This window comes from Novosphingobium sp., assembly GCF_025351285.1.
Lineage (GTDB): Bacteria > Pseudomonadota > Alphaproteobacteria > Sphingomonadales > Sphingomonadaceae > Novosphingobium.
The window spans coordinates 1-14,850 of sequence record NZ_JANXWG010000148.1; the positions used below are offsets into that span (position 1 = coordinate 1).

The 14,850-nt window shown below is 65.0% G+C and carries 22 protein-coding genes; 17 read left to right on the forward strand and 5 right to left on the reverse strand.

The window, feature by feature from the left end:
- The 8 genes from Q0R16_RS17860 to Q0R16_RS17895 form a co-directional block, all read left to right on the forward strand.
- Positions 1-856 (forward strand): heme o synthase (locus tag Q0R16_RS17860; RefSeq protein WP_295639384.1); only part of this gene is annotated, 856 nt, incomplete at its 5' end.
- Positions 853-1,050: a cytochrome oxidase small assembly protein gene (locus Q0R16_RS17865; RefSeq protein ID WP_295639387.1), complete on the forward strand. Its 198-nt coding sequence runs from the start codon at positions 853-855 to the stop codon at positions 1,048-1,050. The genes Q0R16_RS17860 and Q0R16_RS17865, both read left to right, overlap by 4 nt.
- A 4-nt stretch (positions 1,051-1,054) precedes the next feature.
- The gene (locus Q0R16_RS17870; RefSeq protein WP_295639390.1) at positions 1,055-1,669 is read left to right on the forward strand and encodes a cytochrome c oxidase assembly protein; all 615 of its coding nucleotides are present in this window, start codon (positions 1,055-1,057) and stop codon (positions 1,667-1,669) included.
- Between the two features lie 65 nt (positions 1,670-1,734).
- The gene (locus Q0R16_RS17875) at positions 1,735-2,556 is read left to right on the forward strand and encodes a cytochrome c oxidase subunit 3 (protein ID WP_295639393.1); all 822 of its coding nucleotides are present in this window, start codon (positions 1,735-1,737) and stop codon (positions 2,554-2,556) included.
- A gap of 21 nt (positions 2,557-2,577) precedes the next feature.
- Positions 2,578-2,976 carry a DUF983 domain-containing protein gene (locus Q0R16_RS17880; RefSeq protein WP_295639396.1) on the forward strand — a complete coding sequence of 133 codons (399 nt, stop codon included), beginning with the start codon at positions 2,578-2,580 and terminating at the stop codon, positions 2,974-2,976.
- Positions 2,973-3,587, forward strand: coding sequence for an SURF1 family cytochrome oxidase biogenesis protein (locus Q0R16_RS17885; protein WP_295639399.1), 615 nt, complete (start codon positions 2,973-2,975; stop codon positions 3,585-3,587). Before Q0R16_RS17880 ends, Q0R16_RS17885 begins: the two co-directional genes overlap by 4 nt.
- Positions 3,588-3,598: 11 nt before the next feature.
- Entirely contained in the window at positions 3,599-5,011 is a 1,413-nt protein-coding gene (gene thrC / locus Q0R16_RS17890) for a threonine synthase (protein WP_295639402.1), read from the forward strand.
- Between the two features lies 1 nt (position 5,012).
- The gene (locus tag Q0R16_RS17895) at positions 5,013-5,936 is read left to right on the forward strand and encodes a class I SAM-dependent methyltransferase (RefSeq protein ID WP_295639405.1); all 924 of its coding nucleotides are present in this window, start codon (positions 5,013-5,015) and stop codon (positions 5,934-5,936) included.
- Positions 5,937-5,939: 3 nt separating this feature from the next.
- Here Q0R16_RS17895 and Q0R16_RS17900 read toward each other — a convergent pair whose 3' ends face one another.
- On the reverse strand, positions 5,940-6,242 hold the full coding sequence (locus Q0R16_RS17900; RefSeq protein ID WP_295639408.1) for a PilZ domain-containing protein: 303 nt from the start codon (positions 6,240-6,242) through the stop codon (positions 5,940-5,942).
- Positions 6,243-6,452: 210 nt separating this feature from the next.
- Between Q0R16_RS17900 and Q0R16_RS17905 the strand changes: the two genes are divergently transcribed.
- From Q0R16_RS17905 to Q0R16_RS17925, 5 genes are read left to right on the forward strand one after another with little or no spacing between them, the layout of a single operon-like run.
- Entirely contained in the window at positions 6,453-6,827 is a 375-nt protein-coding gene (locus tag Q0R16_RS17905; RefSeq protein WP_295639411.1) for a dihydroneopterin aldolase, read from the forward strand.
- Between the two features lie 20 nt (positions 6,828-6,847).
- On the forward strand, positions 6,848-7,630 hold the full coding sequence (locus Q0R16_RS17910) for an SDR family oxidoreductase (protein WP_295639414.1): 783 nt from the start codon (positions 6,848-6,850) through the stop codon (positions 7,628-7,630).
- Positions 7,627-8,637, forward strand: a complete 1,011-nt coding sequence (gene moaA, locus Q0R16_RS17915; protein ID WP_295639416.1) for a GTP 3',8-cyclase MoaA — start codon at positions 7,627-7,629, stop codon at positions 8,635-8,637. The genes Q0R16_RS17910 and moaA overlap by 4 nt, the downstream gene beginning before the upstream one ends.
- Entirely contained in the window at positions 8,637-8,885 is a 249-nt protein-coding gene (locus Q0R16_RS17920) for a MoaD/ThiS family protein (protein ID WP_295639419.1), read from the forward strand. Before moaA ends, Q0R16_RS17920 begins: the two co-directional genes overlap by 1 nt.
- Before the next feature lie 58 nt (positions 8,886-8,943).
- Positions 8,944-9,399, forward strand: a complete 456-nt coding sequence (locus Q0R16_RS17925; protein ID WP_295639422.1) for a molybdenum cofactor biosynthesis protein MoaE — start codon at positions 8,944-8,946, stop codon at positions 9,397-9,399.
- Positions 9,400-9,401: 2 nt separating this feature from the next.
- On the opposite strand, the gene Q0R16_RS17930 is transcribed toward Q0R16_RS17925, so the two are convergent.
- On the reverse strand, positions 9,402-9,923 hold the full coding sequence (locus Q0R16_RS17930; RefSeq protein ID WP_295639425.1) for a hypothetical protein: 522 nt from the start codon (positions 9,921-9,923) through the stop codon (positions 9,402-9,404).
- A 248-nt stretch (positions 9,924-10,171) separates the two neighbouring features.
- Between Q0R16_RS17930 and rplU the strand changes: the two genes are divergently transcribed.
- From rplU to Q0R16_RS17945, 3 genes are all read left to right on the forward strand, one after another.
- The gene (gene rplU, locus Q0R16_RS17935; RefSeq protein WP_295639428.1) at positions 10,172-10,540 is read left to right on the forward strand and encodes a 50S ribosomal protein L21; all 369 of its coding nucleotides are present in this window, start codon (positions 10,172-10,174) and stop codon (positions 10,538-10,540) included.
- 31 nt (positions 10,541-10,571) lie between these two features.
- Positions 10,572-10,856, forward strand: a complete 285-nt coding sequence (gene rpmA, locus Q0R16_RS17940; protein WP_295639431.1) for a 50S ribosomal protein L27 — start codon at positions 10,572-10,574, stop codon at positions 10,854-10,856.
- Positions 10,857-11,124: 268 nt separating this feature from the next.
- On the forward strand, positions 11,125-11,712 hold the full coding sequence (locus Q0R16_RS17945) for a GNAT family N-acetyltransferase (protein ID WP_295639434.1): 588 nt from the start codon (positions 11,125-11,127) through the stop codon (positions 11,710-11,712).
- A 12-nt stretch (positions 11,713-11,724) separates the two neighbouring features.
- On the opposite strand, the gene Q0R16_RS17950 is transcribed toward Q0R16_RS17945, so the two are convergent.
- Entirely contained in the window at positions 11,725-12,663 is a 939-nt protein-coding gene (locus Q0R16_RS17950; protein WP_295639437.1) for a metal-dependent hydrolase, read from the reverse strand.
- Between the two features lie 28 nt (positions 12,664-12,691).
- Here Q0R16_RS17950 and Q0R16_RS17955 point away from each other — a divergent pair, with 28 nt between their 5' ends.
- Positions 12,692-13,288 carry a TetR family transcriptional regulator gene (locus Q0R16_RS17955; RefSeq protein ID WP_295639446.1) on the forward strand — a complete coding sequence of 199 codons (597 nt, stop codon included), beginning with the start codon at positions 12,692-12,694 and terminating at the stop codon, positions 13,286-13,288.
- On the opposite strand, the gene Q0R16_RS17960 is transcribed toward Q0R16_RS17955, so the two are convergent.
- Both Q0R16_RS17960 and Q0R16_RS17965 read right to left on the reverse strand, forming a co-directional pair.
- Positions 13,285-14,028, reverse strand: a complete 744-nt coding sequence (locus Q0R16_RS17960) for a folate-binding protein (RefSeq protein WP_295639441.1) — start codon at positions 14,026-14,028, stop codon at positions 13,285-13,287. The genes Q0R16_RS17955 and Q0R16_RS17960 overlap by 4 nt on opposite strands.
- Before the next feature lie 57 nt (positions 14,029-14,085).
- Positions 14,086-14,850 (reverse strand): alpha/beta hydrolase (locus tag Q0R16_RS17965; protein WP_295639443.1); only part of this gene is annotated, 765 nt, incomplete at its 5' end.

Here is a 14,850-nt window from a genome sequence, read left to right on the forward strand (position 1 = left end):
GTCGCTGGTGATCTTCACCGGGCTGTGCGGGTTGCTCGCGGCGCCGGGCAGCATCCATCCGCTGCTGGGCTTCGTCGCGATCCTGTGCATCGCGGTGGGTGCGGGCGGATCGGCCGCGCTCAACATGTGGTGGGAAGCCGAAATCGATGCGGGGATGAAGCGCACCGCCAAGCGGCCTTTGCCGTCGGGGCGGATGAAGCCAACCAGCGCGCGGGATTTCGGCGTCGCGCTGTCGGCCGGATCGGTCGTGGTGATGGGGCTGGCGATCGGGCTGTTGCCGGCGGCGATCCTGGCGGGTTCGATCTTCTATTACGCGTGGATCTATACGGTCTGGCTCAAGCCGCGCACACCGCAGAACATCGTGATCGGCGGCGGCGCGGGTGCGTTCCCGCCGGTGATCGGCTGGGTGGCGGTAACGGGGCATGTCGGGCTCGATCCGGCCGGCCTGATGCCGATCCTGCTGTTCCTGATCATCTTTTTCTGGACCCCGCCGCACTTCTGGGCACTCGCGCTGTTCGTGCAGATCGATTACGCCAGAGTTGGCATTCCGATGATGCCGGTGGTGGCGGGCGAACGGTCGACGCGCACGCAGATCCTGGTCTATGCGGCATTGCTGTTTCCGCTGGCGTTGCTGCCATCGTTGATCGGCACGGCGGGGCTGGTCTACGGAATTTCGGCGACCGTGTTGGGGTTGGCGTTTCTGGTGCTGGCCGCGGCGGTCGGTTTGCAGCGGGCTCCCGATGGCACTATGCGGCCCGAAAAGCGGTTATTCAAGTTTTCGATCATCTATCTTTTCGCATTGTTCGCGATGCTGGTGGCGGACCACGCGGCCAGCCTGCAAGGACTTCAACCATGACCCAGATCGACTCCGAAACTTCGGCACTCCGCGCGCGCCAACGCAGCCGCAATCGTGCGCTTGGGCTGGTGCTGGTGGCGCTGGCGGCGCTGTTCTTTGCGATCACGATCGTGAAGATCGGCAGCCACGCCAAGCAGTTGCAGGAAGACAAACAGGCCCGTGCCGCCAGTTCCACGCAGCCAGCGAAGAACTGACACGATGGCCAGTCGTCCGGCACCGCAGGATGTGCGCAATCGCCGCGTGGCAATCATGGCGGGAGCCTTTGCGCTGCTGATGCTCGGCCTCGGCTATGCGGCAGTGCCGTTGTATCGCATCTTCTGCGAGGCAACCGGTTATGGTGGCACGCCACGCCGGGTGAGCGAGGCGCAGGCCGCCGGCGTTCGCGGCACAGGCGCAACGATGTCGGTCCGCTTCGATGCCAACGTGGCAACGAACATGGCGTGGAACTTCCGGCCTGACCAGATCACGCAAACCGTGAAACTGGGTCAGCGCCAGATGGCGACTTTTTACGCCAAGAACCTGACCGCGCGTCCGATCACCGGCACTGCGACGTTCAACATACAGCCCGATTCGGCGGCGCGCTTTTTCAACAAAATCCAGTGTTTCTGCTTCACCCAGCAGCGGCTGATGCCCGGCCAGGAAGTGCACATGCCGGTGATCTACTACGTCGATCCCGCGATCCTGGACGACAAGGACAACAAGGGCACCGAACAGATCACGCTGTCGTACACTTTCAACCAGGTGGCCGATGATCCGTCGATAGGCGCCGGCTCCACGCCAAAGCCTCTGGACCGTTTGGCGAAGCAGCGATAAGGGCAGGACATAGGGGCTCGGCGCATAGGCCGGGTGCAGTTTCATCCAGGGGAATCGGACAGACCATGGCCGGCACCAAGAACCACGATTACCACATCCTTCCGCCCGACATCTGGCCGCTTGCCGGATCGGTTTCGGCGCTGACGATGACCACCGGACTGGTGCTGTTCATGCACAAGCTGCCGATGGGCAAGTTCGTGCTGGCGCTCGGCCTGGCAGGGATCTTGACCACGATGTTCTCGTGGTGGACCAAGGTCGTGGCCGAAGCCAAGGCCGGCGATCATACTCCGGTGGTGCAGTTGCACCTGCGTTATGGCATGATCCTGTTCATCGCTTCGGAAGTGATGTTCTTCGTCGGCTGGTTCTGGGCATTCTTCGATTTCTCGCTGTTTCCCAACGCGCTGACCGAAGTCGTCGGCGGGCAATGGCCGCCCAAGGCGATCGAGGCTGTGCTCGATCCGTTCGATCTTCCGCTGATCAACACGCTGATCCTGCTGTGTTCGGGCTGCACCGTGACCTGGGCGCATCATTCGCTGATCCACAACGATCGCGACGGGCTCAAGAAAGGCCTCTGGGCCACGATCCTGCTCGGGCTGACCTTTACTTCGCTTCAGGCTTACGAATATGCGCACGCGCCGTTCGCCTTCGGGAAGAACACGTACGGCTCGGCGTTCTACATGGCGACCGGGTTCCACGGCTTCCACGTGGTCATCGGCACGATCTTCCTGATCGTGTGCCTCAAGCGCACATACAACGGCGATTTCACCCCGCGCCAGCACTTCGGTTTCGAAGCTGCGGCCTGGTACTGGCACTTCGTCGACGTGGTGTGGCTGTTCCTGTTCATGGCGATCTACGTCTGGGGCGGCTGGGGCTACGCGATTGACTGACACAGCGAACGGCCAGACTTGATGGCCAATTTGCCGAGTGACACCGAAGGGCAGCCGGGAGAGTCTCAACAGACTTGGGCCTTGGCTGCCCTTTCCGGTTCATGCCCAAAGTGCGGCGCGCGTACATTGTTCGATGGCGTGATCAATTTTGCGCCCAAGTGCCGGGCGTGCGGGCTGGATTTTTTGCACTTCAACGTTGGCGATGGTCCGGCGGCATTCCTGACGCTGATCATCGGCGCGGTGATCGTGATCCTGGCGCTAGTGGTCGATTCGGCATTCCAGCCGCCGATATGGGTGCATGCACTGTTGTGGATTCCGTTGACCGCGCTGCTGGTGGTCGGGGGCTTGCGCGGCTGCAAGGCGTGGCTGCTGATCTCGGAATACCGCCGGAACGCGGGCGAGGGTCAGGTCAAGAAGTGACCGGTTTGCGCGCGCGGCTGCCGATCATACCGACGCTGGTCGTTGGAATCGCGGTGCTGTTGATGATCTGGTTGGGGTTCTGGCAGCTTTACAGGCTGCAATCGAAAGACGCGCTGCTTACGCGGATCGCGGCCAATCCTTCGCTACCTGAAATGATCCTTCCGCCGCACAGCACCGATCAGTCGCTTCTGCTGCGCCGCGGGCGGATTGACTGTGCCGCTCCGCTGTCGATTGCCACCGAAGGAGCGGGCAGGTCGGGAAGTCGCTTCGTCGCAACCTGCGCCAACGGCGCGAAAATTCAAATCGGCACATCGCCCGATCCGCATGCACGCCCTGTCTGGAATGGTGCGACCGTGCGCGGAACCGTGTGGCAGGCGCCCGATCACCGGATCGCGCTCGTCCGGTGGTTCGAAGGGCACGCTACCGAACTCATGCTGGTGCCCGAGACCCCGCTTGCCGGTCTTTCGCCAAATGCCCCGCCCGATCCCGGTTCGATCCCCAACAACCACTTCGCTTATGCGATGCAGTGGTTCCTGTTCGCGGGGACCGCTCTGGTGATCTATACGTTGGCGCTGCGCAAGCGGCTTGCCCGCGGCCCGGCGCACCGCTAACCGCGCGATCCATGGAATATATCAGCACCCGCGGGTCTGCGCCCGCGCTCGATTTCATGGGCGCCACGCTTGCCGGGCTGGCTTCGGACGGGGGGCTGTACGTGCCGCGCGCGTGGCCGCGATTCAGCGAGGCCGAGATCGCGGCGATGGCCGGGCTGCCTTATGCGGAACTGGCCGCGCGGGTGATGCAACCGTTCGTGGGCGACAGCCTGACGCCCGAACGCCTGCGCGAACTGTGCGTAGCGGCTTATGGCCGGTTCGCGCATGTCGGCGTGACCCCGCTGGTCCAGCTCGACCAGCGACAATGGGTGCTCGAACTGTTCCACGGGCCCACGCTAGCGTTCAAGGACGTGGCGCTGCAATTGCTCGGGCTGCTGTTCGAGGAGTTCCTGAGCAGAAGCGATGATCATATCACCATCGTCGGCGCCACCAGCGGCGATACCGGATCGGCGGCGATCGATGCGGTGGCGGGGCGGTCGAAGATCGACATTTTCATGCTTCACCCGGCCGGCCGTGTCTCGGATGTGCAGCGCCGGCAGATGACCACGGTTTTGGCGCCCAACGTCCACAATATCGCCATCGATGGCAGCTTCGACGATGCGCAGGCCACGGTGAAGCGGATGTTCAATGACAGCGCGATGACCGGTCGGTTCGCGATTTCGGCGGTCAATTCGATCAATTGGGCGCGGTTGATGGCGCAAGTGGTCTATTATTTCGCCGCTGCGCTCCAGCTTGGTGCGCCGCAGCGCAAAGTCGCGTTCTCGGTGCCGACCGGCAACTTCGGCGATGTGTTCGCGGGCTATGTCGCGTCGCAAATGGGCTTGCCGATCGAACGGCTGATCGTGGCGACCAATATCAACGACATCGTTGCACGCGCGATTGCCAGTGGTGATTATTCGTGTGGGGTCGTCACGCCCACGTCGGCGCCGTCGATGGATATCCAGGTCTCGTCGAACTTCGAACGGCTGCTGTTCGATGCGGGCGGCCGCGATGGTGCGGCGCTGGCCGAACAGATGCGCGGGTTCGAGGCGAGCAAGGCGATGCAACTCACCAATGCGCAACGGACGCGCATTTCGGGCTTGTTCACCTCGGCGCGCGCCGATCCCAGCGACATGGCGCAGGCGATGCGCTGGGCTTACGAAAAGTGTGGGCAAGTGCTCGATCCGCACACCGCAATCGGTTTGCACGCCGCGCGGGCGGCAGAAGGCTTGCCCGCCGACGTACCCGTGGTCACGCTTGCCACCGCGCATCCGGCCAAGTTCAGCGACGCGGTCGAACGTGCCACCGGGTTCCGCGTGGCTCTGCCGGCTCGCGTGGGCGACTTGTTCGAGCGCGAGGAACGCTTCACGCACCTGCCCGGTGATTATGCGGGGGTGGCGGCGTGGATCGCCGAACGCGCGACCCCCAGAAACGCCGCCGGCTGAAGTGGCCACGCTCGATCTTTCGCCCAAGTTGCTGATCGGCGAACCGTGGGCCGATTTCGGACTGGTCGACAGCGGCTACGGGCGCAAGCTCGAGCGCTATGGCCCGTACCGCTTCATTCGCCCCGATGCGCAGGCGCTGTGGACGCCGCGGCTGGATCACTGGCAAGCCGATGGTGAATTCGTGCCCGGCTCGGACGAGGACGGCGGCGGCAGGTGGGTGTTCGATGGCGAGGTGCCGCGAGACGGCTGGCCGCTAAGCTGGAACGACGTAAAGTTCACCGCGCAGTGCACCCCGTTCCGCCACCTGGGCTTCTTCCCCGACATGGCGCCGGTGTGGGACTGGATGGGCGAGCAGATCGCCGCGCGCGGAGGCGCGCCAGCCGGAGGCCGCAGCGACGCGCAAACGCTCAACTTGTTCGGTTACACCGGCGTCGGCACGCTGGCGCTGTCGGACTACGGCCCGGTCACGCACGTCGATGCATCCAAGAAGTCGGTCGCGCAGGCGCGCGCAAATGCCGCGCTGTCGGGCATGGATACGCGCCCGGTGCGCTGGATCGTCGACGATGCCGGCAAGTTCGCGGCCCGCGAAGTGCGGCGCGAACGGCGTTATGACGGGATCATCCTCGATCCGCCCAAGTTCGGGCGCGGGCCAGAAGGCGAAGTGTGGCGGCTGGAGGAGCACTTGCCCGGTCTGGTCGCCGATTGCGCGAAATTGCTCGATGGTGACAGCCGCTTCCTGTTCCTGACGGTCTATGCCGTACGGATGTCGTCGCTGGCGATCGCCGGGCTGCTCGCCGAAGCGCTGGCCGATCTGCCAGGTACGATCGAGCATGGCGATCTGGCGATCCGCGAGGAAGGCGATGGCCAAGGCAAGGATGGCCGCCTGTTGCCTACCGCCATTTTCGCGCGGTGGCGCAACGACTGACGGTCAAGGGGCGGCGTGCATCCGCGACAGCCGCTCGAACACGAACGGGTGCAAGGGCGTCTCGAACTCCATTCCGGCGTGATCGCGGTCGGACCACTTGATCCACCCGGCGATTGGCTCCAGCCCCTCGAACTTGAGCGTCAACCGCGAACCCACCGTCAGCTTGCGCACGTGGTTGCCGATGCGGCAGCCGTTGCACGACAAGTCGTCGATCGTCGCCGGCAGCTTGTCGACCTTGCCGATGCACTTGGTGGGAATACTGACGGCCAGCCGGTGCTGGTGGCGGCCGTCCTCACGGTCTGACATGGCGATCACTCGCTAAGTGTTAAGGCCCTTTGTTCGCGTCGTACGGTGAAAACGTGAAGGCTAGCTTTAGATTTCGGCAAGGCGCGCCAAAGTCGGCGTTGCCCGAATCCCGTTGCCCGAATCGCGCTGCACTGGACAGCCGCGCGCGTAAGTGCCAGTGGCGCGAACCTTATCCGCCGGTCCGCAAAAGGGCGCCGCCAAGGGACACGCATGGCCGATAGCCTGATCCTCGAAGTCGCCGATATCGAAAGCCAGGTTCTTACCGGCATCTATTCGGAAGAAACCGGCCGGCCGCAGCCGCTGCGCATTTCGATCATCGCCGAACTGCGACCGCAGTTGCGCTATACGCCCGAGAGCCCGCTCTCGGAGAGCAAGAACTACATGGACCTCAAGTTCGCGGCCACCGAAGGCCTGCCGCAGGGCGTGCATTTCAAACTGATCGAATCGGTGGCGGATCACGTGATCGAAACGCTGTTCGTGCAGGACGCACGGATCTTGGCGGTCATGGTCAAGATCGTGAAGCTGGCGATCAGCCTCGACGGCGAGCAGATCGGCATGACGCTCCGTCGCGAACGGTGCGGATGACTGCGCCTGGGGCGTCGCGAATGGCGCGGACGAACAACCCGCAGGCCATGCGCCCGCTGGCGATCGTCACCGGCGGTTGGCGGCGAGTGGGTGCGGCGATCGCACGGGCGCTGGCGGCCGATGGCTGGGACCTGGCACTCCACGCGCACCATGCGGCTACGTTCGACGATGCCCTGGCTGGCGAACTGGAAGCTGCCGGCGCAACCGTTCACCGCGTGGCCTGCGACCTGGCCGATCCCGCTCGCGCCGAAGCGCTGCCCGCCCAAGTGGCACAGCTTGCCGACCGCCCGGCAGTGCTGCTGGTCAACAACGCCTCACTGTTCCGCGAGGATACGTTCGCCACGCTGACCGTGGCGGCGCTCGAGGCGCACATGGCGATCAATTTCACCGCGCCGCTGATGCTTGCCAAAGGGCTGGTCGCGCAGTTGGGTGATCGTCATGGCGCAATCGTCCAGGTGCTGGACCAGCGCGTTGCCAATCCGGTGCCCGACCAGGTCTCGTACACGCTGTCGAAGCAGGCGCTCCATGCCTCGGTGCGGACGCTGGCACGCGCGCTGGCGCCGCAGGTGCGGGTCAACGCGGTGGCGCCAGGTCCGGTTCTGCCGACGCCCGATTACGCCGATGCGCATTGGCAGGGGCTGGCCGCCGTACTGCCGCTGCGTCGCCTGCCGACACCCGAAGACATCGCCGGCAGCGTCGTCCATCTGGCGCGTGCGCAATCCGTGACCGGGCAAACGCTGTTCGTCGATGGCGGCGCCAGCCTTGAAGCATATCCGCGCGATTTCCTGTACATGACCCCATGAGCAGCGCCGCGCCCCTTCCGCTGATCGACCGATTCGCCCGCAGGATCACTTATCTGCGCCTGTCGGTGACCGACCGCTGCGACTTGCGCTGCGCCTATTGCATGCCCGAACGGATGACCTTCCTGCCGCGCGCCGAAGTGCTGACGCTGGAAGAATTGCACAAGGTCGCGCTGGCGTTCATCGCGCGCGGCGTCACCAAGATCCGGCTGACCGGCGGCGAACCGCTGGTGCGGCGCGATATGATGGAGCTGGTGCGGGCGCTTGGGCGCGAAATCGGGAGCGGGTTAGAAGAACTGACGCTCACCACCAACGGCACGCGGTTGGCGGAATTTGCCGATGACTTGCGCGCGGCGGGGGTGGAGCGGGTCAACGTCTCGCTCGACACGCTCGACCGAGCGTTGTTCGCCAAGCTGACCCGGCGCGACAGTCTGCCCCAGGTGCTGGAAGGCATCGCCGCGGCGCGCGCGGCGGGGCTCAAGGTCAAGATCAATGCCGTAGCGCTGAAGGGGCTGAACGAGGCCGAGATCCCCGCGCTGGTCGAATGGGCGCACGGGCACGGCCACGCGATGACGCTGATCGAGGTGATGCCGCTGGGCGAAGTCGAGGGCGACCGCTTCGATCACTACCTGCCGCTAGACGCAGTGCGCCGCGACCTGGAAGCGCGCTGGACCTTGACCGACAGCGATGCGCGCTCTGGCGGCCCGGCACGTTATGTCGACATCGCCGAAACCGGCGGACGGCTGGGCTTCATCACCCCGCTCACCAGCAACTTCTGTGCCGGCTGCAACCGTGTACGCGTGACCGCCACCGGGCAATTGTTCATGTGTCTGGGCGGCGAGGGGCAGGTGGACTTGCGCGCCGCCTTGCGTTCGGACGCGCCCGAAGCCGCGCTCGAAACCGCATTCGCGCGCGCGATGGGTGAAAAGCCCGAACGCCACCACTTCGAAATCAACGCCCCCGGCGCCGCGCCCGCGCTGGCGCGGCACATGTCGATGACCGGCGGCTGATGCCGGGCGAGACCGCCAAACTGGTATTCCTCGGGCGGCTGGCCGACCGCGCGGGAGCCTCCGAGCGCGATGTCACGCCCGGCCCCCTCGAAGCCGTGCTCACCACACTCGATCCATCGTTGGCGATCGACCTGCTCGACGAACGCGTGCGGCTGGCGTTGAACGGCGCGCTGCTGGGCGAACGCGGCGGGATCGTGCTGGTTGCGGGCGATGAACTGGCGTTCCTGCCGCCAGTCAGCGGAGGCTGACATGACAATTAACGTCGGCGGAGGCTGACATGACAATTAACGTCAGCGGAGGCTAGACTTGGCGACCGACGTCCGCCTGCTCGATAGCGCCTTCGATCCGGCGCGCGAACTGGCCGCATTCACGCAATCACATTCGCAAGCCGGCGGCGTTGTCAGCTTTCTGGGGCAAGTCCGCGCCGAAGCTGGGGCGCAAGCCGTGCTCGAACTCGAACTCACCCATTACGCGCCGCTGACGCTGCCGGGGATGCGCGATCTGGCCGACTCGGCAGTCGATCGCTGGATGCTCGATGGCAAGCTGATCGTGCACCGCAGCGGGCGCATGGGGCCGGGCGATCCGATCGTCCTCGTCGCCGCGGCCGCGCGGCACCGGCGAGATGCTTTCGCCGCTGCCGATTTCGCGATGGACCATCTGAAAAGCCGCGCGTGGTTCTGGAAGCGGGAGCGTACGCATGCCGGCTGGCGCTGGATCGAACCGCGCGAATCGGATCATGCCGATCTGGCGCGCTGGGGCTGAATTCAGGTCTTGAGGCGGCCTGCGATGCGGGCGACGGCAGCGTCTTCCTCGCTTACCAGCGCACTGACCTCGCTCCGCGCGGCGCCGATCGTATCGAGTGCGGGGGCGGCGGGATCAACCTGTGCGGTTTCGACCAGCATGTGATCGAGATCGGCCAGCGCGCCCGATGTCTGCGCGCGCGCGGCTATCAGCTCGGACACCGCGACTTGCGCCAGCGACCAGCCATCGCTTTGTGGCGCGGGTGAACCGGCGGTCAGGCGCTCGGCCGCGGGCTGGCCTTTGCCGAAGCGTTCGTGCGCGAGCGCGGCGGCTTGCCTGGCAGCGGCAATCCGCACGGCGAGCGGACTGTGAGGTTCGACCGAGGGCGCGGGCGTGGCCGTTACGACGGGTGTCGCCACCGATGCCGTTCCATAAGCACGCTCGGCCGGCCGCCGCGCGAGCGAGGGATACGAATCGACACTGGCGCAGGCCGAGAGCAGGACAAGCCCGGCCAGCAGCGGAACGGTTGCGGAATGGCGGATCATCTGCCTGCCATAGCAGGACCGGCCGTGCGTGCCAGCGCCTTGCTGGCGCCGGACAAAATCCTGCCAGGCGGCGTTACATATCGCTGCCGCGCGGCGTTGACAGATCGGCCATGTTCGCCTATCCGCGCCACTCTTTGCCGGCCCGCACACCCGCGGACGGTGGCGTATTGCCCCGCAGTGGATGATTCGGATCGTCAAGATTCAGGTTGTAAGCTGGCAGGGCCTTGGGCAACGGATAGTTTATAATCATGTTCGCAATCGTGCGCACGGGCGGCAAGCAATATCGGGTCGCCGCCGGAGACAAGATCGCAGTCGAAAAGCTGGCTGGTGAAGCTGGTGAGACGATCACATTGGGCGAAATCCTGATGGCAGGCGAAGGCGGAGACTTGGCCGATGTGGCCAAGGTCGTCGTTTCGGCCGAGATCATCGCGCAGACGAAGTCGGAAAAGGTGATCGTCTTCAAGAAGCGTCGCCGTCACAACTATCGCCGCAAGAATGGGCATCGCCAGCAGCTTACCCTGTTGCGCATCCTTTCGGTTGGCGATGCCAACCAGAAGCCAGTGAAGAAGGCCAAGGCCGAAACCGCTGATGCCCCCGCTGCCGAAGCCGCTGCATAAGCGTTTCGAATAGAATCCGGAGTCAAATACCATGGCACATAAGAAAGCAGGCGGTTCGTCGCGCAACGGTCGTGATTCGGCCGGCCGTCGCCTTGGCGTCAAGAAGTTCGGCGGCGAATCGGTGATCGGTGGCAACATCATCATCCGCCAGCGTGGCACGCGCGTTTACCCTGGCGTCAACGTCGGCATCGGCAAGGACCACACGCTGTTCGCGCTCGGCGAAGGCCGCGTTCGCTTTCACGGCGGCAAGCTCGGCCGAAAGTACGTATCGGTCGATGCGCCTTCGATGGAAATGATGGCGCAAGCCGCCGAATAGCGGATGGTCACACCAAGGCCATCCTGAACGGGATGGCCCCGCCGGTCTTCTGGACCGGCCGTTCGAGGGAGAGGGCCCCGGCCCGTCTCCCTTTTTTCGTGCTCTCTCTCGTTGTCGAAGACTTCCAGCAAGCTGGAAGTGTGATTGGCTGAACGATGCGCCGGTCCAAATTCAGGATCGGGCACCGGAACCGAAACATGCCTGTAATCGCTGTAGCCTAGGGCAAGCCCGGGAAAACGGCGGACGGCGCGGACGAGAGGAATTACCAATGTTCATTCGCAGCGAAAGGCTGTTCCTGAGGCCAGGCTGGCCCGAGGACTGGCAGGAAATCCAGCACCAGATCGGCGCCGAGGCGATCGTGCGCAACCTTGCGCAAGTGCCCTGGCCCTATCGCGCCGAAGACGCGAAGGTCTTTGCTGCTCTGCCGCAAGACCCGCGCACGCCGCATTTCGTGGTCACGCTGCCCGGTGCGCGCGGTGCGCAACTCATCGGCGGGGTCGGGTTGCAGAATAGCGAGGAGCGAGTCGAACTCGGCTACTGGATCGCGCAGCCGCATTGGAACAAGGGCTACGCGACCGAGGCTGCGCGCGCTCTGCTGCGGCTGGCCGGCACCCTGGGCCACAAGCAGATCGCGGCGCACCATTTCGTCGATAACCCAGCGTCCGCGCGCGTGCTGGCCAAGATCGGCTTCCGCCCGACCGGGCAGATCGCGCTGCGCAGTTCGGTGGCGCGCGAACGGCCGGCGCTGGCGGCGACTCATGCCGTCAGCCTGCCGATCGCCGATTGCGACAATTCCGACGGAACCGGCGGCCAAAGCGACAAAGTCGCGCGACCGATGCGGCGTCAAGCCGCCTGAAGTCCCGCCAAGTCAGCCCTGAACGGCGGCGGCGAATTCGCTGCCGTGCTTGCCGATCAGCACCCGGTCATCGTGGTTCCACGGGTGAAAGCCCGGGGCGAAGTAGGCCAGCCAGGCCGGAAAAATGCGGCGCAGCATGCCCGGCTGCCACAGCAGATAGGCGGCAAGCTTCCACTTCCACCTGGCGCCGGTAAGCCCATCCTGCGCGAGCAGATCGAGCGTATCGTCGACCCGGCGGCCAATGAAATTCTTCGTCACGATCGCCATCAGCAGCGACTTGACCTTCCAGCGTTGCCACCGGCTCCAGTCCTTTGTCGCGTGGAGCCAGGTATCGTAGGCCACGCCCTTGTGTTCGATTTCCTCGGTCGCGTGCCAGCGCCACATCGCTGCGGTTTCAGGCTCGGCGCCGGCGAAGTGCGCGGGGTTGGCGAGGAATTCGTGCGCAATCATCGCGGTATAGTGTTCCAGCGCCATCGTTGCAGCCAGGTTGACGATCGGCGGACGGCCCTTGGTCAGTGCTAGCATGTCCTCGACCCGTTTGTCGATCCGGGCGAGGTCGTAGCCGGCATCGACTGCGGCCTTGTTGAACACGACGTGTTCGCGGGTGTGGTTGATTTCCTGGCGGACGAAAGCGCGGATCTCGGCCTCGAGGCGGGGCGGCGCGCCGTCGCGGTGCGCCTTCACCGCTTCGATAAAGAACGCCTCGCCGCGCGGGAAGGTGGCGGACAGCGCGTTGTGCCAGGCGGTGGCGACCGGATCGTTGTTCAGCCACCAGCGGCCGGGCTTGCGGTCGCGCCCGAAGCGGCGATCGCGCACGGTGATTTCCAGGTCCGCCGGAGTGGGCGTCCTTGTGGCACGGCCCTGCGATGAGTTGCGAACCAGCGTGGCGGATGACTTGTCGTCAAGCGTAGCGCGGTCTAGGCCGTCGGATGCAAGGATTTGTGGTGTCATGAGCAGCAACGTAGAACAACTTACATCTATGTCAATAAAGAAGCGTCTGTCGCCCGAAGCTAGCCGCGATGCCGCGCTCGAAGCCGCGCGCAGCCTGCTGATCGAGGCCGGCCCGCAAGCCGTTACGCTGAAGGCGGTGGCGGGGCGGATCGGGCGCACGCATGCCAACCTGCTGCACCACTTCGGCTCTGCATCGGGGTTGCAGAAGGCGCTCGCCAGCCATCTTGCCGGCACGGTCTGTGCCACGATCGCCGAAGCGGTCCACGCCGCGCGCGCGGGGATGGGTCAGCCGCGCGACGTTGTCGACCTGACGTTCGATGCGTTCGATCGCGAAGGTGCCGGCGCGCTGGCGTCGTGGATGCTGTTGTCGGGCAACGAAGACGCGCTCGATCCAATCATCGATGCGATCCACAACCTCGTGGTCGAATTGAACGATTTCAATTCGGAAGACCAGCGTCGCACCACGCTGGCGCTGGTTCACCTGGCCTTGGGAGATGCCCTGCTGGGCGGGCCGCTGACGCAATCGCTCGAACTGCCGCGCACCGCGGCGCGCGACGTGGCCGAAGCGCTGCTGATCGAAAGCGCGGCCAAGGCGGGGATATTCCCCCCGGCTGCCCAAGGCTAAGCGGCTGGCAGCAGCGCCAGCTTCATCCAGTCGGGCGCAAGGTCGGGTGCGATGTCCTCGACCCGCCGGTGATCGACCGCAAGGCCGAGTTCGGCATAGGCCGCGCGTTGCCGCGCCGGATCTGATTGCGCCAGCGGCACCACCACCAACCGCCGATTGACCTTTTGCCGCCAGTTCATCCGCGCGGTGTTTTCCTGGCCGACATAGCAGCCCTTGGTGAACGACACGCCGTTCAGTTCAGCGGCATTGCATTCGAGCCACAGCGTCTGGTCGCTGGCCAGTTCGGCGGCGCCTTCGGTCACGCCCAGCGCCAGGCGATGCGCGCGCCACGCGGGATCGGCGGGGGCATCTTCGGCTGCAACGGGCGCAAGCCAGCGCCAGCCGAGTTTGCTCAGTCGAGGGTCTGGAACGCTGCCCGCAGCAGACTCAGTCGACCAATTAACGCCAATGTTTTCATCGACCTGGATCGCGATCTTGCGACGAAGCCTGTAAAGCGAAAGCCGCTTGGCCAATTGCGGCGCGGCTTCGGCCTCGCAGTCGATCAGCAAGCCGTTCTCGGCCGGCCACACCAGAAAATCGAACAGGCATTTGCCCTGCGGCGTCAGCAGCGCGGCCCATGCCGGAAGTGCGACGGCTATGTCTTGCGTGACCAGCCCTTGCAGGAATGCAGCCACGTCCTCGCCTTTATCGAGCGGGGACAAGCGGATCACGGCGCGGTCGAACAAGCGGGTTGGGGTCATGGTGCCTAGTTGGCGGTCATTCGGCGCAGATCAAGGCCGGATGCAGCGTCATGCCGATCAACGCACCGTTTTGCGCGCCTTCTTCGGCTTTGGCGGCGGCGGGGGATCGGCATCGGGGCAATCGCTGCGCACAGCGGCGCTGGGGTCGAGCGCGAACACGTTGGTGTAACCGGGAATCACCGTGCGGCCCTGTCTGGTGTCGGCGTGGCCGTTGATGACGCGGCACAAGTCCGCGCTTGCCGCCGGGCTGGCGATGAAATCGGAATGGCCGAACGGGCTGTCGCTGACCGCGCTGGTATCGATTACCCGGACCTCGCCGGCGCCTTCGATGCGCGGATAGCATACGTCGGTCTTGCTTAGCGGTCGGCCGAGCCGTGCGAATTTGCAACCGAGATCGCCCACGCGGCGATAGCCGTGCAGCCGCGATGACGTTGCCAGCGCAGTGTCGCGGCTGGAGGCGTAGATCGTTACCGTCCGCTCCGGGGCTGCGAAGATCCGCGCTGCATCGCGATCGAACGTGCCGCCATCGAGATCGGGCGACGCCAGCACCACCGTGCGCACCCGGCGGGCAAGCGCGGGATCGCGCTCGTTCAGTTGCCCGAGCGCATCGGCGGTGATGCGATTGCCCATGCTGTGCGACACCAGCACCAGATCGAGCCCCGCACCGGCCAGCTTGCGCAACACCTCCACCGCATAGGCGCGGGTCCATTCATTGTTGGTTTCGTCCGCCGCGAACTTGAACACGCCCTGCTGCGAAGGCCAGACAAGCGCCACCACCGGGCCTTTGAAGTCTGCATCCAGCGCGATGCGGCGCGCGCGATC

Coding starts and splice junctions, on each gene's coding strand:
- Q0R16_RS17960 (WP_295639441.1), bottom strand. CDS start 14,028: ATGACCCCAACCCGCTTGTTCGACCGCGCCGTGATCCGCTTGTCCCCG.
- moaA (WP_295639416.1), top strand. CDS start 7,627: ATGAGCAGCGCCGCGCCCCTTCCGCTGATCGACCGATTCGCCCGCAGG.
- Q0R16_RS17920 (WP_295639419.1), top strand. CDS start 8,637: ATGCCGGGCGAGACCGCCAAACTGGTATTCCTCGGGCGGCTGGCCGAC.
- Q0R16_RS17900 (WP_295639408.1), bottom strand. CDS start 6,242: ATGTCAGACCGTGAGGACGGCCGCCACCAGCACCGGCTGGCCGTCAGT.
- Q0R16_RS17865 (WP_295639387.1), top strand. CDS start 853: ATGACCCAGATCGACTCCGAAACTTCGGCACTCCGCGCGCGCCAACGC.
- Q0R16_RS17945 (WP_295639434.1), top strand. CDS start 11,125: ATGTTCATTCGCAGCGAAAGGCTGTTCCTGAGGCCAGGCTGGCCCGAG.
- Q0R16_RS17880 (WP_295639396.1), top strand. CDS start 2,578: ATGGCCAATTTGCCGAGTGACACCGAAGGGCAGCCGGGAGAGTCTCAA.
- Q0R16_RS17875 (WP_295639393.1), top strand. CDS start 1,735: ATGGCCGGCACCAAGAACCACGATTACCACATCCTTCCGCCCGACATC.
- Q0R16_RS17910 (WP_295639414.1), top strand. CDS start 6,848: ATGGCGCGGACGAACAACCCGCAGGCCATGCGCCCGCTGGCGATCGTC.
- Q0R16_RS17955 (WP_295639446.1), top strand. CDS start 12,692: ATGTCAATAAAGAAGCGTCTGTCGCCCGAAGCTAGCCGCGATGCCGCG.
- Q0R16_RS17905 (WP_295639411.1), top strand. CDS start 6,453: ATGGCCGATAGCCTGATCCTCGAAGTCGCCGATATCGAAAGCCAGGTT.
- Q0R16_RS17930 (WP_295639425.1), bottom strand. CDS start 9,923: ATGATCCGCCATTCCGCAACCGTTCCGCTGCTGGCCGGGCTTGTCCTG.
- Q0R16_RS17950 (WP_295639437.1), bottom strand. CDS start 12,663: ATGACACCACAAATCCTTGCATCCGACGGCCTAGACCGCGCTACGCTT.
- rplU (WP_295639428.1), top strand. CDS start 10,172: ATGTTCGCAATCGTGCGCACGGGCGGCAAGCAATATCGGGTCGCCGCC.
- Q0R16_RS17870 (WP_295639390.1), top strand. CDS start 1,055: ATGGCCAGTCGTCCGGCACCGCAGGATGTGCGCAATCGCCGCGTGGCA.
- thrC (WP_295639402.1), top strand. CDS start 3,599: ATGGAATATATCAGCACCCGCGGGTCTGCGCCCGCGCTCGATTTCATG.
- rpmA (WP_295639431.1), top strand. CDS start 10,572: ATGGCACATAAGAAAGCAGGCGGTTCGTCGCGCAACGGTCGTGATTCG.